This window comes from Nonomuraea sp. NPDC050536 (assembly GCF_044457685.1).
Taxonomy (GTDB): Bacteria; Actinomycetota; Actinomycetes; order Streptosporangiales; family Streptosporangiaceae; genus Nonomuraea.
In genome coordinates this window covers 103,496-124,738 of sequence record NZ_JBITHD010000006.1, presented here as the reverse complement: position 1 = coordinate 124,738, position 21,243 = coordinate 103,496, and the positions used below count along the sequence as shown (strand labels likewise).

20 protein-coding genes are annotated in these 21,243 nt (G+C 71.1%); 7 read left to right on the top strand and 13 right to left on the bottom strand.

Annotation, left to right across the window (positions count from 1 at the left end; genetic code table 11):
* Positions 1 to 30 precede the first annotated feature (30 nt).
* The 4 genes from ACIBHX_RS19195 to ACIBHX_RS19180 all read left to right on the top strand — a co-directional run bounded on the left by ACIBHX_RS19195 (position 31) and on the right by ACIBHX_RS19180 (position 5,194).
* Positions 31 to 1,674, top strand: coding sequence for an FAD-dependent oxidoreductase (locus ACIBHX_RS19195; RefSeq protein WP_397068459.1), 1,644 nt, complete (start codon positions 31 to 33; stop codon positions 1,672 to 1,674).
* A gap of 164 nt (positions 1,675 to 1,838) precedes the next feature.
* On the top strand, positions 1,839 to 2,360 hold the full coding sequence (locus tag ACIBHX_RS19190; RefSeq protein WP_397068458.1) for a CGNR zinc finger domain-containing protein: 522 nt from the start codon (positions 1,839 to 1,841) through the stop codon (positions 2,358 to 2,360).
* Between the two features lie 208 nt (positions 2,361 to 2,568).
* Entirely contained in the window at positions 2,569 to 4,170 is a 1,602-nt protein-coding gene (locus tag ACIBHX_RS19185; RefSeq protein ID WP_397068456.1) for an ABC-F family ATP-binding cassette domain-containing protein, read from the top strand.
* A 37-nt stretch (positions 4,171 to 4,207) separates the two neighbouring features.
* A complete protein-coding gene (locus tag ACIBHX_RS19180; RefSeq protein WP_397068455.1) occupies positions 4,208 to 5,194 on the top strand; it encodes a hypothetical protein in 987 nt (328 codons plus the stop codon).
* A 36-nt stretch (positions 5,195 to 5,230) separates the two neighbouring features.
* Here ACIBHX_RS19180 and ACIBHX_RS19175 read toward each other — a convergent pair whose 3' ends face one another.
* On the bottom strand, positions 5,231 to 5,491 hold the full coding sequence (locus ACIBHX_RS19175) for a zf-TFIIB domain-containing protein (protein ID WP_397068454.1): 261 nt from the start codon (positions 5,489 to 5,491) through the stop codon (positions 5,231 to 5,233).
* Positions 5,492 to 5,525: 34 nt separating this feature from the next.
* Positions 5,526 to 6,389, bottom strand: coding sequence for a phosphotransferase (locus ACIBHX_RS19170; protein ID WP_397068453.1), 864 nt, complete (start codon positions 6,387 to 6,389; stop codon positions 5,526 to 5,528).
* An 18-nt stretch (positions 6,390 to 6,407) separates the two neighbouring features.
* Between ACIBHX_RS19170 and ACIBHX_RS19165 the strand changes: the two genes are divergently transcribed.
* Both ACIBHX_RS19165 and ACIBHX_RS19160 read left to right on the top strand, forming a co-directional pair.
* A complete protein-coding gene (locus ACIBHX_RS19165; RefSeq protein ID WP_397068452.1) occupies positions 6,408 to 7,298 on the top strand; it encodes a TIGR03619 family F420-dependent LLM class oxidoreductase in 891 nt (296 codons plus the stop codon).
* 69 nt (positions 7,299 to 7,367) lie between these two features.
* Positions 7,368 to 8,672 carry an FAD-binding oxidoreductase gene (locus tag ACIBHX_RS19160; protein WP_397068451.1) on the top strand — a complete coding sequence of 435 codons (1,305 nt, stop codon included), beginning with the start codon at positions 7,368 to 7,370 and terminating at the stop codon, positions 8,670 to 8,672.
* Here the strand turns inward: ACIBHX_RS19160 and ACIBHX_RS19155 are convergent.
* The 3 genes from ACIBHX_RS19155 to murQ form a co-directional block, all read right to left on the bottom strand.
* A complete protein-coding gene (locus ACIBHX_RS19155) occupies positions 8,657 to 9,133 on the bottom strand; it encodes a cupin domain-containing protein (RefSeq protein ID WP_397068450.1) in 477 nt (158 codons plus the stop codon). The two genes, ACIBHX_RS19160 and ACIBHX_RS19155, sit on opposite strands and share 16 nt — an antisense overlap.
* Positions 9,134 to 9,548: 415 nt before the next feature.
* A complete protein-coding gene (locus tag ACIBHX_RS19150; RefSeq protein ID WP_397068449.1) occupies positions 9,549 to 10,559 on the bottom strand; it encodes a serine hydrolase domain-containing protein in 1,011 nt (336 codons plus the stop codon).
* 91 nt (positions 10,560 to 10,650) lie between these two features.
* A complete protein-coding gene (gene murQ / locus ACIBHX_RS19145; RefSeq protein WP_397068448.1) occupies positions 10,651 to 11,562 on the bottom strand; it encodes an N-acetylmuramic acid 6-phosphate etherase in 912 nt (303 codons plus the stop codon).
* A 57-nt stretch (positions 11,563 to 11,619) separates the two neighbouring features.
* Here murQ and ACIBHX_RS19140 point away from each other — a divergent pair, with 57 nt between their 5' ends.
* A complete protein-coding gene (locus ACIBHX_RS19140; RefSeq protein WP_397068447.1) occupies positions 11,620 to 12,720 on the top strand; it encodes an exo-beta-N-acetylmuramidase NamZ domain-containing protein in 1,101 nt (366 codons plus the stop codon).
* Positions 12,721 to 12,722: 2 nt separating this feature from the next.
* On the opposite strand, the gene ACIBHX_RS19135 is transcribed toward ACIBHX_RS19140, so the two are convergent.
* From ACIBHX_RS19135 to ACIBHX_RS19100, 8 genes are all read right to left on the bottom strand, one after another.
* Complete coding sequence (locus ACIBHX_RS19135; protein WP_397068446.1) at positions 12,723 to 13,577, bottom strand: GNAT family N-acetyltransferase; 855 nt, start codon at positions 13,575 to 13,577, stop codon at positions 12,723 to 12,725.
* Positions 13,574 to 14,584, bottom strand: a complete 1,011-nt coding sequence (locus ACIBHX_RS19130) for an ABC transporter ATP-binding protein (protein ID WP_397068445.1) — start codon at positions 14,582 to 14,584, stop codon at positions 13,574 to 13,576. Before ACIBHX_RS19130 ends, ACIBHX_RS19135 begins: the two co-directional genes overlap by 4 nt.
* Positions 14,581 to 15,636 carry an ABC transporter ATP-binding protein gene (locus ACIBHX_RS19125; RefSeq protein ID WP_397068444.1) on the bottom strand — a complete coding sequence of 352 codons (1,056 nt, stop codon included), beginning with the start codon at positions 15,634 to 15,636 and terminating at the stop codon, positions 14,581 to 14,583. The genes ACIBHX_RS19130 and ACIBHX_RS19125 overlap by 4 nt, the downstream gene beginning before the upstream one ends.
* 2 nt (positions 15,637 to 15,638) lie before the next feature.
* Positions 15,639 to 16,538, bottom strand: coding sequence for an ABC transporter permease (locus ACIBHX_RS19120; protein ID WP_397068443.1), 900 nt, complete (start codon positions 16,536 to 16,538; stop codon positions 15,639 to 15,641).
* On the bottom strand, positions 16,535 to 17,545 hold the full coding sequence (locus ACIBHX_RS19115) for an ABC transporter permease (RefSeq protein ID WP_397068442.1): 1,011 nt from the start codon (positions 17,543 to 17,545) through the stop codon (positions 16,535 to 16,537). Before ACIBHX_RS19115 ends, ACIBHX_RS19120 begins: the two co-directional genes overlap by 4 nt.
* A 3-nt stretch (positions 17,546 to 17,548) precedes the next feature.
* Entirely contained in the window at positions 17,549 to 19,366 is a 1,818-nt protein-coding gene (locus ACIBHX_RS19110) for an ABC transporter substrate-binding protein (RefSeq protein WP_397068441.1), read from the bottom strand.
* Between the two features lie 126 nt (positions 19,367 to 19,492).
* On the bottom strand, positions 19,493 to 20,458 hold the full coding sequence (locus ACIBHX_RS19105; protein WP_397068440.1) for a zinc-binding alcohol dehydrogenase family protein: 966 nt from the start codon (positions 20,456 to 20,458) through the stop codon (positions 19,493 to 19,495).
* Positions 20,458 to 21,198: an aminotransferase class IV gene (locus ACIBHX_RS19100; RefSeq protein ID WP_397068439.1), complete on the bottom strand. Its 741-nt coding sequence runs from the start codon at positions 21,196 to 21,198 to the stop codon at positions 20,458 to 20,460. The genes ACIBHX_RS19105 and ACIBHX_RS19100 overlap by 1 nt, the downstream gene beginning before the upstream one ends.
* Positions 21,199 to 21,243: the final 45 nt, after the last annotated feature.

Sequence of the window (21,243 nt, the reverse complement as noted above, 5' to 3'; positions counted from 1 at the left end):
TGGGAAATCGAGCAGGAAAGGGCACCCCCCATGCCACGTACCTCTTCGCTGCGCGCCCTCCAGCGCCTGGCCAGGGAACACCACGACGCCGCCCGCCTCGGCATGCCCGTCGCCGAGTTGCGCGGCCTGCGCGCCGACCCCACCGGCCTCGGCCGCCGCGAGCTGTTCAAGCGCGCCGCGCTACTCGGTCTCGGCGCCACCGCCGCCGTCTCCTTGCCGCGTGCGGCTCGCGCCGACGTGGCGACCAAGCCGATCAAACCCGCCAGGATCGCCATCGTCGGCGGCGGGATCGCCGGGCTGACCGCGGCGCTCACGCTGCGCGACGCGGGCGGCAACCCGACCGTCTACGAGGCCAACCCGTCGCGGGTGGGCGGGCGCATGTACAGCCAGCGCTCCCTCTGGCTGAACGGCCAGACCTCCGAGATCGGCGGCGAGCTGATCGACACCGGCCACAAGAAGATGCTGGAGCTGTGCCGCCGCTTCAACCTGCCCATCGTGGACTTCGTGCACTCCGGGCCGAGCGGCGCCGAGGAGGTCCTCTGGTTCGGCAACCGGTACTACCCGCGCGACCAGGCCGACGCCGACTTCAAGGAGATGTACCAGCGTCTGCACTCCGACCTGGTCGCCGCGGGCGAGGTCAAGTGGAACAGCGCCACGCCCGAGGGGATCGCGCTGGACGACATGTCCCTCTACGACTGGATCGAGTCCCGGGTGCCCGGCGGCCACTCCTCGAACCTGGGCAAGTTCCTGGATGTGGCCTACAACGTCGAGTACGGCGCCGACAGCGTGGACCAGTCGTCACTCGCGCTGGTCCTGCTGCTCGGCTACCAGCCCAATCCCGGCCACTTCAACGTCTGGGGCCTGTCGAACGAGCGCTACCACGTCGTCGGCGGCAACGACCAGGTGCCCAACGCCATCGCCGCCACGCTGCCGTCCGGGAGCATCCAGATGGGCTGGAAGCTGCTGGCCGTACGGGCGAACGCGGACGGGACGCAGACGCTGACCTTCGACAACGGCGGGACCACCAGGACCGTCACCGCCGACCACACGATCCTGACCGTGCCGCTGCCGATCCTGCAGGGGCTCGACCTGACCAAGGCGGGCTTCGACCCCCTGATGACCAACCTGCTGCGCGACGCCCGGATGGGGTATTGCACCAAGCTCAACATGCAGTTCGACAGCCGCCCGTGGGTGGGCACCGGCCCGTGGCCGGGCGTGTCGGCCGGCGACAGCTTCACCGACCAGTCATGGCAGCAGGTGTGGGACACCACCAAGTGCCAGCCGGGCTCGACCGGCATCCTCCTCCAGTACGGCGGCGGCAGCCTGGCCAAGGCGCTCAACCCGGCAGGGCCGTTCTCCACCAACACCGACCCCTACGTCCGCACCCTGGCCGGCGACGTGCTCACCGGCGTGGACAAGGTCTTCCCCGGCACCAAGGCCAAGTGGAACGGCCGCGCCCAGCTGTCGGCCTGGCACAAGAACCCCTACTCGCTGGGCGCCTACTCCTACTGGCCCGTCGGCTACCTGCACCGCTACGCCGGATACGAGGGCGTCGCCCAGGGCAACGTGCACATCGCGGGCGAGCACACCTCCTACGACTTCCAGGGCTACATGAACGGCGGAGCCGTGGAAGGCGAGCGGGCCGCCAACGAGATCATCGCGAAGCTGAGCTAGGGCGCGGGGAGGTGCTCACGACCATCCTGGACGTGCGCACCTCCCACGCACCGCACGCGCAGCGCAGATAGGACACCAGGCCGTCGGAGGTGGGATGGGAGGAGACGAGGGTGGTCTCGTGCGGAAGTCTGGGGTGCATGACTCAAGCCTGATGTAATGGCCTTATGCATTTCAATGCTTACGGCGGCAACGGGGCGGCCCTCGCGGCGGCGCTGGTCAACCTGACCGACTTCAGCCCGGCAGCGCTGGAGCCCGTGCTGGCGGCCAACGCCATGCTCCGTCCCGCCGTCACCCCCGCCCAGGCCGAGGAACTGCGCGTCTGGGCGCGCCGGCTGGATCCCGTCTTCGGCGAGCTCGACCAGGACAAGCAGATCCAGCTGATCAACGACCTGCTCGACGTCACCGCCTCCAAGCCCTACGTCAGCGCCCACGACGGCAAGGAACCGCACCTGCACTTCTTCTCCGTCGACGCCGACATCGTGGCCAGGGCCAAGGACACCAGCGCGGGCGGGCTGGCGATGGCCATCTCCTTCTCCGACGGCAGGCGCCTGGGCCGCTGCGACCGGCCGGGGTGCGAGACCGTGTACGTGGACACCTCGCGCAACGGCAGGCGCCGGTTCTGCTCGCTGGCCTGCGCCAACAGGGTCAACGTGGCGGCGCATCGGGCGCGCGGGGTTGCGGAATAATCTTAGGTCGAGTACGGTTTTGGGCGACGTATCGCCGAGCCCTGGGGGCAGTTGACGTGAGGAACTGAGGTCGCGGGCACCGCGCCGTCTTTGACACGTGCGCACTCGGACCTCGGTACATGCCTCCTTTCGCGTGCGCCATAGCGTCATCTCGCGGTGTTTCCCGCCAAGTCACGAAATTTCGACTTTTGTGATGGGAGACCGCCTTATGTCTTTTTCTATCGTCATGGACGGGGTCTCGTTCGGCTGGGCCGACGGCACCCCTGTGCTCAAGGACCTCGACGCCGCCTTCCCCGCCGGCCGTACCGGGCTGATCGGGATGAACGGGTCGGGCAAGTCCACGCTGCTGCGGATCATCGCCGGCGAGCTCAGGCCCCAGTCCGGGTCCGTGAGCGTCGCGGGCGAGGTCGGCTACCTGCCGCAGAACCTGCCGCTGGCCGCCCGCACGGTCTCCGACCTGCTGGGCATCAGCGACAAGCGGCGGGCGCTGCACGCCGTCGAGACCGGCGACGTCGCCGAGGAGCGCTTCACGGTCATCGGCGACGACTGGGACGTCGAGGAGCGGGCGCGAGCCGAGCTGGACCGGCTCGGGCTCGACCACGTCGGCCTCGACAGGACTGTCGCCACGCTCTCGGGCGGGGAGGCGGTGCTGGTCGCGCTCGTCGCCAAGCTGCTGGCCAGGCCCGACGTGCTGCTGCTCGACGAGCCCACCAACAACCTCGACCTGGACGCGCGCCGCGGCCTGTACGCCGCGGTGCAGGCCTGGCCGGGGGTGATGGTGATCGTCAGCCACGACCGGGCGCTGCTCGAGCTCGTCGACCAGGTCGCCGACCTGCGCGAGGGCACGGTCCGCATGTACGGCGGCAACCTCGAGGCCTACGAGGAGCAGCTGGCCGCCGAGCAGGAGGCGGCCGAGCGCATGCTCCGCGTGGCCGAGGCCGACGTCAAACGGCAGCATCGCGAACTGGTCGAGGCCAGGACGAAGCTGGACAGGCGGCAGCGCTACGGCCAGAAGATGTACGCCAGCAAGCGCGAGCCGAAGATCATCATGCAGGAGCGGAAACGGCAGGCCCAGGTCGCGGCGGGCAAATACCGCAACATGCACATCGAGAAGCTGGAGGAGGCGCGTGACAGGCTGACCGAGGCCGAACAGGCCGTGCGCGACGACGCGGAGATCCGCATCGCCCTGCCCGGCACCGCCGTCCCGGCCGGCCGGATGGTCCTGGACCTGCCGCTTGACTCCGGTACGGCCGGCGACGCCGAACCCGCCGGGGAGGCAGGGGCGCATCCGCTGGAGCGGCTGGTCATCCAGGGGCCCGAGCGGATCGCGCTGCTCGGGCGCAACGGCTCGGGCAAGACCACGCTGCTGCGGCGGATCCTGGAGCACGGCGCCCACGTGCCCGTGCGGTACCTGCCGCAGCGGCTGGACCTGCTGGACGACTCGCTGAGCGTGGTCGACAACGTGCGCGTGCACGCGCCGGGCGCCACGGTCACCGAGCTCCGCGGGCGCCTGGCGCAGTTCCTGTTCCGCGGCGACCGCGCGCTGCGGCCGGTGGCGACGCTGTCGGGCGGGGAGCGGTTCCGCGCCACGCTGGCCGCGCTGCTGTCGGCCGAGCCGCCGCCGCAGCTGCTCCTGCTCGACGAGCCGACCAACAACCTGGACCTGGCCAGCGTCCGCCAGCTGTCACAGGCGCTGTCGGCCTACCGAGGTGCGCTGATCGTGGTCAGCCACGACCTGCCGTTCCTGGAGACGCTGGGGATCACCCGCTGGCTGGAACAGAACACGGAGGCGGGACTGTCCGAATCATGATTGACGTGTGGGGATCAACCGGGCGATAGTGTGGCAGGTGGCTGCCCCCCGGTTGATCTCCTGCACCCTCGCCCTGGCGACGCTCACGCTCGCCGGATGCACCTCGCCGCAGCTCGGCCCGGTCGGCGGCCAGCCAACGGCCAGCGGCATCGCCGGCGCGGGCGCCAGCGCCGAAGCCTCCGCTCCCGGCGGGGAGCCCGCGGCCAGCCCGAGCGCCAGCCCGCTGACCGCCGAGGCGTACCGCGGCGAGCTCGACAGCAGGCGCAAGACCGTGCTCGACGCGATCAACGCGATGGCCGGCGCGCGCACGCCCAAGGCGCTCAACCAGAACGTGGAACGTGCCGAGACGGCGCTGAACGAGGCCGCCGACGCACTGTCCGCCGTGACGCCGCCGGCCGAGGTCCGCCCCCAGCACGACAGCTACGTGACGAGCCTGCGCGACCTGGCCGCCCGGCTGGGCTCCACCGCGGGCAAGGTGAGCGGGCGCGACCTGTGCACCTCCTCGGCGGTGCTCACCGACCTCGGCACCCCGCTGAAGTCACTCGACACGGCCGGGCAGGCGCTGCAGGGCGCGGGGGACTACCCGGCCGACGTGGTGACGGTGAAGTCGGGCGCCAAGCAGAACAGGCGGCTCGGGAACGGCGCGTTCATCAAGAGTGGCAGCCTGACCGGCCGCAGCTACCTGGAGATCGACAACGGCGCCAGCAGGGACTCGGTCGTCACGCTGATGCGCGGCGGCAGCAAGGTCTTCACCGTCTATGTGCGCAGAAAGTCCAAGTTCAAGGTCAGGGGCGTGCGCGACGGCTCGTACAAGATCTTCTTCACGCACGGCGTGGACTGGGACGGCAAGACGCGCTCCTTCACCCGGCAGTGCAGCTTCGAGCGTTTCCAGGAGTCGGTGAAGTTCAAGACCACCTACACGGCCACGCAGATCCGCTGGCACGACTGGACGGTCACGCTGCACGCCATCACCGGGGGCAACGCCAAGACCGACGACGTCGACCCCGACTCCTTCCCGAAATGAGCCGAGGGCCCGCTCTGCGGGCCCTCGGGCGGGACGTCAGCTGGAGAACAGCATCCCGATCCAGCTGCGCTGGTGGTGACGGCCGTAGTGGCCACCGTGGTGACCGCCGTGCGGCGCGCCCCAGGACGGGCCGTGCGGCGCGGGCGGGGGACCGCCGTGCCACTGCGTCTCCATCTGCGTCAGCGTCTCGAGCTCGCCGTAGTCGAGGAAGATCCCCCGGCAGTTGTCGCACTGCTCGATGTGGACGCCGTTGCGCTCGTAGGTGCGCATCTTGCCGCGGCACTTGGGGCACTGCATCTGCTCGTTCTCCTCGCCGTCTAAAGGTTCATCGTCAGGCTCTGACGATTCTGTCGCACGCCTCGACCAACGAACGCTCCACCTCGTCCAGTTCCCGCCCCTCGCGCCCGGCGTTGCCCACGGCCACCGCGGCCAGCTGGACGGTCAGCGCCCTGGCGGGGACGTCCAGCCGCGCCCACGGATCGCCCGCGCCCAGCGCCGGCCCGCCGGAGGCCAGGTAGGCGCCCAGGAAGCGTTCCCACACCGCCGGCTCGAGCAGCCCCGCCGCGTACCAGGCGGCCGGCCTGGCCAGGTCCCAGGCGGGGTCGCCGACGCCCAGGTCGTCGACGTCGATCAGCAGCCACCTGTCGCGGCGCACGAGCTGGCCCAGGTGCCAGTCACCGTGGGTCAGCAGCCCCGGCACCGCCCCCGCGACGGACACGGCCTCGGGCAGCTCGTCGAAGGCCCGCCGTACCAGCCGCTCGACGGGGCCGTCGCCGGTCATGCGCCGCACCGCGCGCGCCGCCCGCGCGGGACCTCCCGCCACGGGCAGGTCCGGCAGCAGAGTCAGCGGTACGGCGTGCAGCCTGGCGAGCAGGCGCGCGCCCTCCTCCCAGGGAGCCGAGCCGGGGTCGTCGTGCGAGACGGGCGTGCCGGCCGGCCACACGGTGACGGCGCGGCCCTGGACGGTGAGGACCTCCCGGCACAGCGGCGCCAGCATCAGGCCGTGCAGTGCCGCCGAGGCGGCGCCCCGCAGCCGGACGCCCAGCGCGGCGGGGTCGTCGCGGACCGAGTGGGCCTTGACCACGACCTCGCCCCTGCGCACGACCACCACGTCGGTCCTGGTGGGGTGGAGGGCGGGGGGCCCAGAACCGCCGTGCGCGGCGGCAAGGCCCGCCAGCTCGTCCTCGAGAGTCACTGGTACAGACTAGGGGCCATGAGAGTGGGCTTCGCCGTACCACAGTCAGGGCCGTGGGCCACGCCGGACAACATGCGCCGCATCGCGGTGCGGGCCGAGGAACTCGGCTATTCCGAGCTCTGGGCGTTCCAGAGGGTGCTCTATCCGGTCGGTCATCCGATGGGCCCGACCTACCGCAGCGTCCACGATCCGCTGGTGACGCTGTCGTACGTGGCCGGGATCACCGGCACGATCCGGCTCGGCGTGGCCGTGGTCAACGCCTTCGTCCAGCCGGTCGTGCTGGCCAAGCAGCTGGCCTCGCTGCAGATCGTCTCCGGCGGCAGGCTGACGGCCGGGGTGGGGCTCGGCTGGCTGCCGGAGGAGTTCGAGGCGGCGGGCGTGGGCTTCGAACGCAGGGGGCGCCGCGCTGAGGAGTTCGTCGAGGTGCTGCGCGCGTGCTTGACCCAGGACGTGGTCGAGCACCAGGGCGACTTCTACCAGATCCCGCCTTCCCACCAGGACCCCAGGCCGGACTCGCCGCCGCCGATCCTGCTGGGCGGCATGGATGAGCGCGCGCTGCGGCGGGCGGGAAGGATCGGCGACGGCTGGGTGAGTGCCAGCCGCGAGGACCTGACAGGCATCGCCTCAAGAATCTACATTGTAAAGGAGGCGGCCCGGGAGGCTGGGCGGGATCCCTCGGGCTTCCGCTTCGTCTGCCGCGGCGTCACCCGCGTGCGGCCGGCCGGCGACCCGGACAGGCCCCCGCTGACCGGCTCCTACGAGGAGATCAGGGCGGACGTCGAGACGCTGGCCGGGCAGGGCGTGACCGACGTCTTCCACGACCTCAACTTCGACCCCGAGATCGTCACGATGGACGCCAAGGAGGCCATGCGCCGCGCGGAGGAGGCCCTGGAAGCCCTCGCCCCATAAGGCTTGCTTCTAGCTGGCGGACGAACTAGGTCTTGGACTTATGGATGGCCGCTGGGCATGCTGGGGTCCATGACTGAGATGCCAGTTTTCGAGGGTCCGATCTTCCGTCCCGGCGACGCCGGCTACGACGAGGAGGTCTCCGGCTTCCAAGCCGCCTACGCGCACAGGCCCGACCTGGTGGTGGGCGCCGCTTCCGCCGAGGACGTACGGCTGGCGGTCGAGTACGCCGCCGCCGCGGGATTGCCGGTGGCGGTGCAGGCCACCGGGCACGGCCTGTCGGCGGCGGCCGACGGCGGCCTGCTGATCAGCACCCGCGGGATGACCGAGGTGACGGTCGACCCGGAGGCCGGGATGGCCAGGGTGGCCGCGGGCGTGCGGGCGGGCGCGCTGATCGAGGCGGCCGCCGCGCACGGGCTCGCGCCACTGAACGGGTCGTCGCCATCTGTGGGCGTGGTGGGTTACACCCTGGGCGGCGGGTTCGGGTTGCTGGCGCGGCGGTTCGGCTACGCGGCCGAGCACGTGCTCGCGATCGAGATCGTCACCGCCGACGGCCGGCTGCGGCGGCAGGAGCCGGGTGACGAGCTGTTCGGCGCCGTGCTGGGCACGGGCGGCAACTTCGGCGTGGTGACCGCGCTTGAGGTGGAGCTGTTCCCGATCCCGCAGGTGTACGGCGGGCAGCTCGTCTTCGGTGAGCCGCTCGTGCGGCGGGCGGTGGAGGCGTGGCGGGCGTGGACCGCCGCCGGAGTGCCGGACGAGCTGACCTCGTCGGTGACGGTCATGCGCTTCCCCGACATCCCGCAGGTGCCCGAGCCGCTGCGGGGACGCTACGTGGCCTCCGTCCGCATCGCCTACGCCGGTCCGGCCGAGGAGGGGGAGCGCCTGGTGGCGCCGCTGCGCGCGGTGGGGGAGCGGGTCAGGGACGACCTGCGGGCCATGCCGTACGCCGAGAGCCACACCATCCACAGCGACCCCGACTTCCCGCACCCTTACGCGGCGACCAACGCGCTGCTGGGCGAGCTGACCCCCGAGGCGCTCGAGGCGCTGCTGCCGCTGGCCGAGCCGTGCGTGCTGGACATTCGCCACCTGGGCGGGGCGCTGCGTGAGCGCGGCAAGGCGGAGATCGCCGTCGACCACCGGGACGCCGGGTACGCGGTGCGGGTGATCACGCTCGACGTCGCCAGGCAGGCCGAGATCCGGCAGGCGCTCGCGCCGTGGATGCTGGGGCAGGCCATGACCTTCGTCTACGGGCAGGGCGTGGCCGACCTGCGTTCCGGTTACGCGCCGGAGACCCTCGGCCGCCTGCTCGAGCTGAAGGCCGCCCACGACCCGGCCAATCTGTTCCGCTTCAACCGCAACCTTCAGGCGGGGAACTGATCGTGGCGGGCCCACAGCTCGCGCCACTCCTCCTCCGACAGGGTCCGCCCCGACAGCGACACCTCGACCAGCTCCTCGAAGTACTTCTCCCTGGGCGCCCCAGGTGAGAAGAGGATGAGCATCTTGGCGGGCTCGTCCTTGTCGTTACGGAAGCCGTGCACGCCGCCCTCCGGGACGTACAGGAAGTCGCCGGGGGTGGCGTCCACCCAGGAGTCGCCGTCATACAAGCCGACGGTGCCGGAGACCACGTAGAACGCCTCGGAGAAGGTCTTGTGGAAGTGCGGGCTCGCGCCGCCTGCCTGGGCGGGCATGTTCCACTCGAACAGGCCGTATCGGCCCTCGGTGGCCGAGCCGGGCGCCACGAAACGCATGACGGTGCCCGCCTTGCTGGTCAACGAGCGGACCTTCGACACGGGGTGAAAGGCGGCCGAGACCTCGCCGATGTCCTTCGAGTACGTCATGCCTGCTCCTCCACTGCCGCCTGCTCCCGCCCCGCCCTCTGCGAGCGAAGCGTCCCGTCCGGGTCCCTCACCGAACGGACCCAGCACAGTGTGGCAGCCGAGCTCCTCCAGACCGGCGCGGACCCGGGCGATCGCCCCCTCACCCGCGGCGCCCTGGGCCACGTCAAAACCGCCCGGCTCGGCGCTTCCCCGGGCCCACCGCCGCGAACGCTCACTCCCGCGTTCCCAGTCAGGCGCCGGGTCGGCGAGCACCGGGACGGCGAAAGTCGGCGCCCTGTACGGCGAGGATGAAGACCGTGGCAGCCGGGTCCCGGATGCCATGGCGGCGGGCAACGATCCCCGACTCGCCGGAAGCGCCGGTCGCGGGCCCTCAGCGGAGTGTGGCGGGCGGCCGGTGGCGGCGGCGCGCCGTACGTCAAGAGAGGCGGGCGGCCTCTGCGGCGATGGCGTGGCGCAGCGGGCGGATCCCGTCGCGGCCGCGGATCGGGTGGACGGCGTTGGTGAGGAGGACGACCGTGGCGCGGGTGGTGACGACCAGGGACGTGCCGGTGAAGCCGGAGTGGCCGAACGCGCCGTCCAGCGGCCCCACGATGGCCGGGTCGCCGATGCGCACGCCCAGCCCGTGCCGGAAGGCCGCGCCCTCGGCGCCCTGGTCGCGGAGCATCTCGGCGACCGTGCCAGGACGCAGGATCGGCCCGCCGCCCAGCCGCAGCGTCTCGCCGAAGCGCAGCACGTCGTCCGCGGTGGAGAACAGGCCGGCGTGCCCGGCCACCCCGCCGAGCCCGTAGGCGGTCTCGTCGTGGACCTCGCCGCGCACGATGCCGCCGCGCTCGGGCTTCCACTCGGTCGCGGCCACGTTGTCCGGCCCTGGACGGTAGCGGGTGGTGGACAGGCCGAGCGGCGCGGTGACCCGCGCGCGCACCAGTTCCTCCAGCGGCAGGCCCGCGGCGACCTCGGCGACGCGTCCCGCGGTGACCATGCCGACGTCGGTGTAGAGGTACGGCCCGCCCACCGGCCCCGTGACGGGCGTGTCGACGATGGCGGCCATCCGGGTGGCCGGGTCGGCGTTGGGCAGCTCCAGGTCGATGCGGCGGGTGGGTTGCAGCCCCGCCGTGTGGGTGAGCAGGCGGCGCAGCGTGATGCGCGGGTCGCGGCCGGGCAGCCACTCGGCGATCGGCGTGTCCAGCGCCAGGACGCCGTCCTCGACGAGGGACAGGATGGCCGCGGTGGTGAAGAGCTTGCTGATGGAGGCCAGGTCGAAGGCGGAGTCGCGGCTGACTGGAGGCCGTTCGGCAGCCAGGGCGAAGTCGGTGTCCGTGTAGCGGACCAGCTCGCCAGTGGCCTGCGCGGCCACCACGGCGCCGTCCACGGCGATCAGCGCGACGGCGGCCGAGGCCACCCGCGGCACAGCATCCGCCAGGATCACCCCGAGCCGATCAGCCCGGTCAGCCGGGTCAGGCCGGTCAGCCGGGGAAGCCTGGTGAGGCCGGTCAGCCGGGGAAGCTTGGTGAGGCCGGTCAGCCACCCTGCACCTGCTCCAGGGTTTCGCCGAGCCGTTCGCCGTGCGACTCGAGCAGGGCACGTGCCGCGTCCGCGGCCACCCCGTGCTCGATCATCACCACCGCCACCTTCGCCTGCCCGTCCGCCTCGTCCAGCGCCTTGCGGGCCGTCTCGGCGCCGGTGCCGGTGATGTCGGCGACCATGCGCACGGCCCTCTCGGCCAGCTTGGAGTTCATGGCCGACATCTCGATCATCTTGTTGCCATAGGTCCGGCCAAGTTTGATCATGGAGACGGTCGAGATCATGTTGAGCACCAGCTTCTGCGCGGTGCCCGCTTTCAGCCTGGTCGAGCCGGTCACCACCTCGGGTCCCACCACGACCTCGATGCCGTGCTCGGCGGCGGCCGACAGCGGCGCCTCCTCGTTGCACGACAGGCCAACGGTCAGCGCGTCACGCCGGGCCGCCTCGGCGAGCGCGCCCAGCACGAAAGGGGCGCGTCCGCTGGCCGAAATGCCCACCACGCTGTCGAGCGGGCCGACCGCCACGTCGGCGATGGCCGCCGCGCCCGCCTCGGAGTCGTCCTCCGCGCCCTCGACCGAGCGGGTCAGCGCGTCCAGCCCGCCCGCGATGATGCCCTGCACCAGCGACGGGTCGGTGCCGAACGTGGGCGGGCACTCCGAGGCGTCGAGCACCGCGAGCCGTCCCGACGTGCCGGCGCCGACGTAGAGCAGGCGCCCGCCCGAGGCCATGCGCGCGACGATCGCGTCGATGGCCGCGGAGATGGCCGGGATGACCACGGCGACCGCGGCGGGCACCGCGGCGTCGGCCTGGTTCATCAAGCGGGCGATCTGGTCGGTCGGCAGCCGGTCGATCTGGCTGTAGCGCGGGTCGCTCTGCTCGGTGGACGGCTCGCGTAGCGGATCAATCATGACGCTAATTTCCACCCTCTGCTTCACTTTTGTAAATATCTTTCAGACAATACCCGAGTGTCATATGTGAGAACCGGAGCCGAACGGCTGGCCGCGGATCCCGGACTGGCCGGTGGCCGCCGCCTTGGACTGATCACCAACCCCACGGGCGTGCTGCCCGACCTGACGCCCACCACGCGGGCCCTGATGGCGGCCGGCGCGCCGCTGACGGCGCTGTTCGGGCCCGAGCACGGGATGCGGGGCACCGCCCAGGCCGCCGGCAGCGAGCCGGACGGCGCCGACCCCGCGACCGGGCTGCCCGTCTACGACACCCACAAGGTCGAGGGCGCGGCCCTGGACGAGGTGGTGGCCGCCTCCGGCGTGGACACCCTGGTGTTCGACATCGCCGACGTGGGCGCCCGCTTCTACACCTACGTGTGGACCATGTACGACCTGATGGCCTCGGCCTCCCGGCTCGGCGTCCGCTTCGTCGTGCTCGACCGGCCCAACCCGCTGGGAGGTGAGGTGGCCGAGGGCCCGCTGCTGGATCCCGCCTTCGCCAGCTTCGTCGGCCGCTTCCCGCTGCCCGTCCGGCACGGCAGGACCGTGGGCGAGCTGGCGCTGGCCTTCGGGCTGGGCGCCGAGGTGATCGAGATGCGCGGGTGGCAGCGGCACATGACGTACGCGGACACCGGGCTGCCCTGGGTCATGCCGTCGGTCAACATGCCGACCGTCGACACCGCCCTGGTCTACCCGGGCACCGGGCTGTTCGAGGGGACGAACTTCTCCGAGGGCCGCGGCACCACCCGGCCGTTCGAGCTGATCGGCGCGCCGTACGTGGACCAGCGGTTCGCGCCCGCGCTCAACGAGCTGGGCCTGCCCGGGGTGCGCTTCAGGGAGACGTGGTTCACGCCCACCTTCCACAAGCACGCCGCTGTGCCGGTCAGGGGGGTGCAGCTGCACGTGACGGACGGGTCCGCCTTCAGGCCGGTGTTCACCGGGCTGTCCATGCTGCATGTCGCCCGCACCCTCTACCCCGATTTCGCGTGGTGGGGTCCCGACCTGTTCATGGACCACCTGTGGGGCTCCGACAGCCTCAGAAGAAGCCTGGACGCCGGGAAGGACCCACGGGACCTGTGCCCGCCGCCCTCCCACCCCGATGGACTGCTCCTCTACTGACATCACGCCAGTTCGCGCCGGTAGAGCCAGAAGACGCGTTCGGCTCGCGCGCCCACGGCGCGCGAGTAGAACCGCAGCGGCCCCACCCAGCCGATCTCGGCGTGGGCCTGCCCGGCGGCGCGCTGCTCGGCCAGGCACCGCCTGAGCAGCACGCCGCCCAGGCCCAGCCCGCGGGCCTCGGGCGCGGTGCCCATCGGCCCGAACCACGCGGGGCGCGCCCCCCACGCGGCGAACGCCAGGATCTTCCCGTCCCGCTCGGCGTGGTGCAGCCCGGCCGCGTTGGCGGCCTCCCAGGCCCAGTTGTCGTTCCAGTGCTCGCGGGCGAACGCGGCCACGCGCTCGCGTTCCCCGCTGCCCACCGTCACGCCCTGCCCGGCCAGCCGTACCAGGTCCTCCTCGACGGACAGGTCCGCGCTCAGGTCGGCGGTCATGTTCCAGGCGACGTGGTAGCGCTCGTAGCCCAGGCTCTCGGCCAGGCAGGCGGCGGCGGTGTAGCGCACGTCGATCCCCGGCCACGCGTAGCACGGCGGATTGCCGGCCAGGCGCACCTCGGTGACCTGCTGCGCGCGCAGCCACTCCTCGGCCGCGCGCACCAGCTCCCGCCCGTGCCCCTTGCCCTGCTGATCAGGATGTACGGCGAGCAGATCGAGGTACCCGACCCCGGGATCGCGGCCGGAGACCGACGCGAACACCACGCCCGCGCCGGTGACGACCGAGGTCCAGCGCCGCCCTTCCGGCGGGGCGGCCAGCCGCCGGGGCAGGGCGGCGGCCGAGTCGGCGTCGAAGCCGAGCGCCGCGCCCGCGATCTCGGCGGCGGACGCGAGATCCGCCTCCCCGATACCGGTCAACGGCCTCACACCTCGCTCATCGGACGGGCGATCACGTCGCGGCGCTCGGGGTAGAAGCAGGCGTGCTGCTGCGGGTACCCGTCGGTGATCCGCAGGAGCGGCTCCTCCGACGAGCACCGGTCGGTGCCGAAGGGGCAGCGGCGGGCGAACAGGCACCCGGCCGGCTCCTGGTCGGCGTCCAGCGCCTCGACCGGCGTGACCAGCTGCGAACCCGGCCGCTCCAGCCCGTGCAGCACCGGGATGGCCGACAGCAGCGACTGCGTGTAGGGGTGCACCGGGTCGGCGATCACCGTGTCGACGGGGCCGCGCTCGACGACCTGGCCGCGGTAGATGACGTACAGCTCGCCGTCGTCGCCGATGTAGCGGGCGGTGGCCACGTCGTGGGTGATGAACAGCACGCTCACGCCGAGCCGCTCCCGCAGATCCTTCAGCAGCGCCAGGATGCCGAGCCGCAGCGAGACGTCGATCATGGAGACCGCCTCGTCGGCCACGAGCATCTCCGGGTCGACCGTCAGCGCGCGGGCGATGACCACGCGCTGACGCATGCCGCCCGACAGCTGGTGCGGGTAGCGCGACAGCACCGTGCCGGGGTCCAGCCCGACCAGCGACAGCACCTCGGCGGCCCGCTCGTCCATCCAGCGGGCGTCCCGCCCGGTCTGCCGGGCGCGCAGCTTCAGCGGCGCGTGCAGCGTCTGGTGGATGGTCCGCGTCGGGTTCAGCGCCGAGTACGGGTCCTGGTGGATCAGCTGGATCTTGCGGAAGTGCGGCTGGCGCCGCTTGAGCTTCAGCGGCGACATCGCGGTGCCGTCGATGGTGATCTCGCCGCCGTCGTAGGTCTCCAGCCCGGCGATGATCCGGCCGAGCGTGGTCTTGCCGCAGCCGGACTCGCCGATGAACGAGGCGGCGCCGCCCTTGGGGATGGCGAAGTCGACGCCGCGCAGTGCCCGCACCTCGCGGGCGCCGAGCACCTTGCCGCGCTGCTTGAACGTCTTGACGATGCCTTCGCCGGTGATCACGCGTGCTCCTTCATGGTCGCGGCCCAGTCGACGGCGTGGCAGGCCACGATCCGCGACCCGTGCGCCACGGCCTCGGGGTCGACGGTGTCGCACACGTCCATCCGCAGCGCGCAGCGCTCCCTGAACACACAGCCCTGCTTGGGCACCGTGGCCAGCGTGGGCGGCCTGCCGGGCAGCGCCCTGGCCTCGTCCAGGTCGCCGACCAGGCGCGGGATGGCGCGGATCAGGCCCGTGGTGTAGGGGTGGCTGGGCTTGGCCAGCACGTCGCGGGTGGGTCCCTGCTCCACCAGCCGCCCGCCGTACATGACCGCGAGCCTGTCGGCGACCTCGGCGACGACGCCGATGTCGTGAGTGATGACGAGCGTGGTCAGGCCGCGCTCGGCGTGCACCTCGCGGACGATCTTCAGGATGTTGGCCTGCGTGATCATGTCGAGCGCGGTCGTCGGCTCGTCCAGCACGACCAGGTGGGCGTTGAGGACGAGCGCCAGCATGATGCCCACGCGCTGGCGCATGCCGCCCGACAGCTCGTGCTGGTGGGAGTCCAGGACGCGGGCGCCGTCCAGGCCCATCCTGGCCAGCAGCTCCTTGGCCTCCCTGACCAGGCCGCGCAGGTCCTCCACGCTGTGCGAGCGGCCCAGATCGAGTAGCTGCTTGCCGACCGTCTTGAGCGGGTTGAGGGAGTTCTGCGCCGCCTGGAAGACGTAGCCGATCTTGGCGCCTCTGGCCTTGCGCAGCTGCTCGCCCTGGAACTCGACCACATTGCCGAGCCCGTCGATCTCTACGCTGCCCGCCGCGATCTTGCCGGGCGGCTGCACGGCGTTCAGCAGCGACAGCGCCAGCGTGGACTTGCCGGAGCCCGACTCGCCGACGATGCCGGTGATCGAGCCGGGCTCCAGCGTCAGGCTGACGTCGCGGACGGCGGGCAGGTCGTTGTAGGTGACCGTCAGGCCACTGATCCGCACTCCCGGTGCTTGCTGTGCCGTGAGACCGCCTTCGGCGTTCTCACGGCCAAGTGTGCTGCTTTTGATGGTGCCCTCGCTACGCTCGGTCACGGCTACTCCTCACGCAGCCGGGGGTTGAAGATCTCGTCCATGGCGTCGACCACGAGCACGATCCCGAGCGTCAGCAGCAGGATCGCCAGCAGCGGCCCGAGCAGGAAGCCCAGCCCCTGCGGGGTGGTCAGCGCGCCTGAGCGGAAGACCGCGGTGTTGAGCATCTGGCCCCAGTTGTTCGACTCGTAGGGCAGCACGCCCAGGAAGAACAGGCCGACCTGGGAGTAGACGCCGCCGGTGACCGCGATGAGCATGTTCATCGCGATGTAGGGCGCCATGCTCGGCAGCAGCTCCTTGCCCACGATGTGGCCGGTCGACAGGCCCAGCCCGCGCGCCGCCTCGATGAAGCCGCGCTCGCGCAGCGACAGCGTCTGCGACCGTACGGCTCGCGCCACGCCGCCCCAGCTGAGCAGTCCGAGCAGCAGTCCCATGGTGACGGCGTTGCCGAACTTCCACACCGTGGACAGCACCAGCAGCAGCGGCAGGCCGGGGATGGTGAGCTTCATGTCGGTCAGCCGCATGAGCACGCTGTCCCACCGGCCGCGCTTGAAGCCGGAGAACAGCCCGATCGCGGTGCCGAGCACGACCGTGATGAGCGCGGTCACCAGCGCGGCGGTCAGCACGTAGCGGGAGCCGGTGATGACCAGGGCGATGACGTCCCTGCCCTGGTCGTCGGTGCCGAGCCAGTGCTCGGCGCTGGGCGGCCTGGTGATCTGGTCGGGATTTCCCGGCAGGTGGTCGGGGTAGAACATCGGCCCGAACACGCCCATGAACACGAAGCCGATCAGGATGACCACGCCCACCATGCGGCTGGGCTTGCGCCTCATCACCCGCCAGACGCCGGCCCAGAAGTTGCGCCGCAGCGTCGAGGTCGTCGTCGAGCTCTCCAGGAGAACGCTCATGAGGTCACCTCCTCGCTGGAGCGGACCCGCGGGTCGATGACGGAGTAGAACAGGTCGGCCACGATGTTGGCCACGATGATGGCCACCGTGATCAGCAGGAACGCGCCGCCCATCAGGGCGTAGTCGCGGTTGCTCATGCTCTCGAGGAGCAGCTGTCCCAGCCCCGGGTAGTTGAAGATCCGCTCGATGAACACCGCGCCGCCCAGCAGCAGCCCGAGCGACAGCGCCAGGATCGTGAACAGCGGCAGGATCGCGTTGCGCGCCACGTAGCGGAAGATGATCGACCGCTTCATCCCGCGCAGCTCGGCGGCCAGGATGAAGTCGTCGCCGAGCACGGTGACGACGCTGGACTTCATGGCCAGGATCCAGCCGCCGTAGGCCGCCAGCGCATAGGTGCAGACCGGCAGGACGGCGTGCTGGGCCAGCGAGCCGATGTATCCGGCGTTGAACCCGGGCTCGTAGAGGATGTCGACCGGGCCGTCGGCGGGCAGGATCGGGATCAGCGTGGCGAAGACGGCGCTCAGCACCAGCGCGATGACGTACTGCGGGACGCCGTGCAGCAGCGAGCCGGAGATGGACAGCGCGTCGCCCAGCTTGCCGGTGCGCTTGATCGCGGCGTAGACGCCCATGATGATGCCGACCAGGAAGCTCAGCAGCGTTCCCGCCAGCACCGGTAGAACGGTCCACTTGGTGGCCTCGGCCAGCACCGCGGTGACCGGCTGGCCGGGGTGGGTGACCGACACGCCGAGATCCAGCCTGAACAGGCCGGAGATGAAGTCGCGGTACTGCTGCCAGATGCTCCCGTCGGGCAGGAACCCGTACATCACGGCGGTGGCCTGCTTGGCCGCCTCCGGCGACATGCCCTGCTCGACCAGCTTCTGGAAGTGGGCGGCGATCGGGTCACCGGGGATGTTCCTGACGATGAAGAAGCTGATCGTCGCCACTACGAGGATCATGACGACCCCGCGGGCCAGATGGCCCGCGAGTCGCCTGATGAGAACCGTCATGAACTACTGCTTCTTCTTGATCATCCCGAGCGCGATCCAGACGCCCGCAGGGGTGCGGAGGAGGTCGCTGTCCTGCTCGGGCCATCCGATGAAGCGGCTGGTGTTGGTGAACTGGGTGTTGACGTAGTCCCAGAGCTGGATGACCGGCAGGTCCTGGTTGGCGGCCTTGGCCAGCTGAAGCATGATCGGCTTGGCCTGCTCGGCGGTGACGTTGTTCAGCTTGCCGGTGAGCTCACCGGGGTTGACCTTGCCGACTCCGTCGACGTCGACCGTCTCCTGGCCGCCCATCCAGTTGCCGCCCTTGCCCGGCGGGCTGTGCTCGATCTTGCCTGCCACGTTGGTCCAGCCGTTGGAGGCGCCGAAGAGGCGGGCGAAGATGTCATACGGCGCGGGGCCCAGGGCGATCAGCCAGAAGCCGGCGTCGTACTTGCCCGCCGCGATCTCCTGCAGGTAGAGCGGGTAGTCGGCGACCGTCTTGACCTCGGCGTCGACGCCGGCCGCGATCAGCTGGCTCTTGATGTTGTCCTCGGCGGAGATCCAGTCGGAGAAGCCGTTGGGCGCGGTCATCGAGAACTTCCACGGCGTGCCGTCGGCCAGCGCCCACTTGCCGTCCTTCTTCTGCAGGCCGGCGGCCTTGAACTCCTCCTCGGCCTTGGCCTGGTCGTGCTGGTAGGGGTTCAGCTTGGACAGCTCGCCGTCCAGCCAGGCCTGGGCCGGCTTCTGGTGGATGCCGGAGGTGGTGGCGGCCGGGGTGCCGCCCTCGGGCGAGGCCACCTTGGTGACCTGGTCGCGGTCGATCAGGTAGGCCAGGCCGCGCCGTACGTGCACGTTGTCGTAGGGCTTCTTGGACTGGTTGAAGGCCAAGCCGACCGACACGGGGGAGAAGCCCTTGATGAGCTGGCTGCCGGGCGCCTGCTTGATCCGGTTCATCACGTCGGCGGGCGCGGCGGTGAAGCCCACGTGGTCGAGCTTGCCGGCGATCAGGTAGTTCCAGATCTGCTCGTTGCCCGAATAGTTGAGCATCTTGACCTGGTCGGGCGCCACGTTCGCGGCGTTGTAGAAGCTCTTGTTCTTGACCAGCAGCGCCTCGCCGGGGTTGACCCGCTCCAGCACGAACGGGCCGGCGGTGACGTCCTTGCCGGGGTTGAAGGCGATGATCTTCTCGGCCAGGCCCTGGATCTCCTCGCGCGCCTTGTCGGCGTCGGCGCCGGTGCCGCGGGCGGCCGTGAGCTTGTCCCAGAAGTCGGCGGGCAGCTGGCTGCCCCACACGTGCTGCGGCAGGACCCAGATGTCGAGCACGCCCCGGGCGAACTTCACGCTCGGGTTCTTCATGTCCTGGGTGACCTTGACCGTGTGGTCGTCCACGACCTGCACGTCGGCCGCCGCGCCGGCGGCGCCCGGCGTGATCGAGAAGGCGGTGCTGCCCTGGGTGTAGGCGATGCCGATGGACATCTTGACGTCCTCGGCGGTGACCGGCTTGCCGTCGGACCACTTGCCGCCCGGCTGCAGGTGGATCGTGACCGAGGAGTTGTCCGGAGCGATGTCCCAGCTGGCCGCCGCACCCGGGTAGAACACGTTCGGGTTGACCAGGTCGTTCTTGTACCAGGCGAGTTTCCAGCCGTTGTAACCGAAGAACGAGTTGCCCTTGGGGTTGTACGGGTTCGCCGGGGCGCTGGCGTCGATGCCAGGCCGGTTCACGTCGATCGCGGTGAAGAGCCCGCCACCGCCGCCAGAGGGGGACTTGCCGGTGGATCCACCGCTGCACGCCGCCGTTGCGGTGGCCATGCCCAGCAACGCCACTACCGCTGCTAGTCGCTTCATCTTGTACGGCTCCGGGGGTTTAGTTCCTGGGGATGACCCGGACCCTATGGTCACGCAACAAGTGCGTCAATAATCTCCAGATGTTGTGAGGTGAATGTAACTTTCCTTCATAGACGTCCCGGCATGTCACGACAGCAGCAGTACGGCGGCGCCGCGGACGCGGTCGGCGGCCAGGTCGGCCAGGGCGCGGTCGGCGGCTTCGAACGGGTAGGGCGTCGTGGTCACCTCGGGCGGATGGGCGATCGCCTGGCGCAGGTAGGCGCGGCCGTCGGCCCGCGTGTTGGCGGTCACGCTGCGTAGCGTCCGCTCCTGGAACAGGTGCCGCTCGTAGTTCAGCACCGGGATGTCGGTCAGGTGGATCCCGGCCACGGCCAGGGTGCCTCCGCGGTCCAGTGCCTCCAGCGCGGGCGGCACCAGGGTGCCGACGGGGGCGAAGAGGATCGCGGCGTCCAGCGGCTCGGGTGGCGCGTCCGCGGTGGCCGAGGCGGCACCCAGCTCCAGGGCCAGCTTGCGGGCCGCGGCCGCGCGGGTCACCACGTGCACGGTGGCGCCCTGCGCGATGGCCGCCTGCGCGGTCAGGTGGGCCGAGGCCCCGAAACCGTAGATGCCCAGCCTGCCGCCCTCGGACAGGTCGCAGCGCAGCAGCGCCCGATAGCCGATGATGCCCGCGCACAGCAGCGGCGCCAGCCGCTCGGCCGGCACGTCCTCCGGCAGCGGGTAGACGTAGTCGGGCCTGGCGGTCAGGTACTCGGCGTACCCGCCGTCGGCGTCCCAGCCGGTGTAGGTGGAGCCGGGGCAGAGGTTCTCGTGGCCGCGCAGGCAGTAGCGGCACCTGCCGCAGGTGGACCTGAGCCAGGCCACGCCCACCCGCTCGCCCTGCCGCGGGCCGGAGACCACCCGCCCGACCACCTCGTGGCCGGGGGCCGTCTGCGGCTTCCTGGCGGGCAGGTCACCCTCGGCCAGATGCAGGTCGGTGCGGCAGACCGCGCACGCCTCCACCCGGATGAGCACCTCGCCGGGATCCGGCTCCGGTACCGGGCGCTCGAGGAGTTCCAGCAGCCTGCCGTCGCCGGAGACGACCCAGGCGCGCATCAGATCGGATCCCACGGCGTGCTGTCGAACGCGTCGATCACTCGTGCCATGGCTCCTTCGTCCACCTTCAGCGCGAGATCGTCAACCCTGCCCACCGCCACGACGCCCCAGGAGTTGGTCAAGAAGACGGCCGGGAAGTCCGGCAGGTCGGCGGCGGTCAGCGGCCGGTGGACGCATTCCAGGGAGCTGCGCTCGAGGATCTGCATGGTGATCCCGCGCAGCATCGGCGCGTCCGGCCAGACGATCCGCTCCCCGTCGAAGCAGCCCAGGTTGGAGATCGTGCCCTCCGAGATACGCCCGTCCGGACCGGCGAGGATCACCTCGTCGGCACCGGGGACCTGGCGGGCGATGTAGGCCTGCGCGAAGCCGCTGGCGTGCTTGATGTGCGGGACGAAGCGCTGGTAGCGGTAGGTCGTGGTGGTCAGCGGCCCGCCCGGCCAGGCGCGCGGCGGCTGCGCGGTGGCCACCACGTGCGGGCCGCCCCGGTCCACGACGTAGACGCGGACGCTGGCGTCGGGCGCCAGCACCTGCCTGACGGACTCCAGCACCAGCTCGGTGTCCAGGGGCTCGCCGAACAGTTCCAGGTTGGCGGATTCCAGCCGGGCCAGGTGCAGGTCCAGGCCGCGTACCCGGCTCTGCCGTACCTGCATGGCGGTGAAGTGGCCCCAGCGGCCCGCCACGGCCAGGCCCAGGTCGGCGGCGCCGGCGGGCCGTCCGTCGATGGCGACACGATCGATCATGTCTCCAGTTTGACGCCGGACGGGCGGGCCGGGTGTCCTGGTAGG

What these genes read in the sequence shown, in the direction of transcription:
- ACIBHX_RS19105 (WP_397068440.1), bottom strand. Translation starts at nt 20,458, where the DNA reads ATGCGCGCCTGGGTCGTCTCCGGCGACGGCAGGCTGCTGGAACTCCTC.
- ACIBHX_RS19195 (WP_397068459.1), top strand. Translation starts at nt 31, where the DNA reads ATGCCACGTACCTCTTCGCTGCGCGCCCTCCAGCGCCTGGCCAGGGAA.
- murQ (WP_397068448.1), bottom strand. Translation starts at nt 11,562, where the DNA reads ATGATTGATCCGCTACGCGAGCCGTCCACCGAGCAGAGCGACCCGCGC.
- ACIBHX_RS19120 (WP_397068443.1), bottom strand. Translation starts at nt 16,538, where the DNA reads ATGAGCGTTCTCCTGGAGAGCTCGACGACGACCTCGACGCTGCGGCGC.
- ACIBHX_RS19185 (WP_397068456.1), top strand. Translation starts at nt 2,569, where the DNA reads ATGTCTTTTTCTATCGTCATGGACGGGGTCTCGTTCGGCTGGGCCGAC.
- ACIBHX_RS19100 (WP_397068439.1), bottom strand. Translation starts at nt 21,198, where the DNA reads ATGATCGATCGTGTCGCCATCGACGGACGGCCCGCCGGCGCCGCCGAC.
- ACIBHX_RS19175 (WP_397068454.1), bottom strand. Translation starts at nt 5,491, where the DNA reads ATGCAGTGCCCCAAGTGCCGCGGCAAGATGCGCACCTACGAGCGCAAC.
- ACIBHX_RS19115 (WP_397068442.1), bottom strand. Translation starts at nt 17,545, where the DNA reads ATGACGGTTCTCATCAGGCGACTCGCGGGCCATCTGGCCCGCGGGGTC.
- ACIBHX_RS19190 (WP_397068458.1), top strand. Translation starts at nt 1,839, where the DNA reads ATGCATTTCAATGCTTACGGCGGCAACGGGGCGGCCCTCGCGGCGGCG.
- ACIBHX_RS19155 (WP_397068450.1), bottom strand. Translation starts at nt 9,133, where the DNA reads ATGACGTACTCGAAGGACATCGGCGAGGTCTCGGCCGCCTTTCACCCC.
- ACIBHX_RS19160 (WP_397068451.1), top strand. Translation starts at nt 7,368, where the DNA reads ATGACTGAGATGCCAGTTTTCGAGGGTCCGATCTTCCGTCCCGGCGAC.
- ACIBHX_RS19110 (WP_397068441.1), bottom strand. Translation starts at nt 19,366, where the DNA reads ATGAAGCGACTAGCAGCGGTAGTGGCGTTGCTGGGCATGGCCACCGCA.
- ACIBHX_RS19165 (WP_397068452.1), top strand. Translation starts at nt 6,408, where the DNA reads ATGAGAGTGGGCTTCGCCGTACCACAGTCAGGGCCGTGGGCCACGCCG.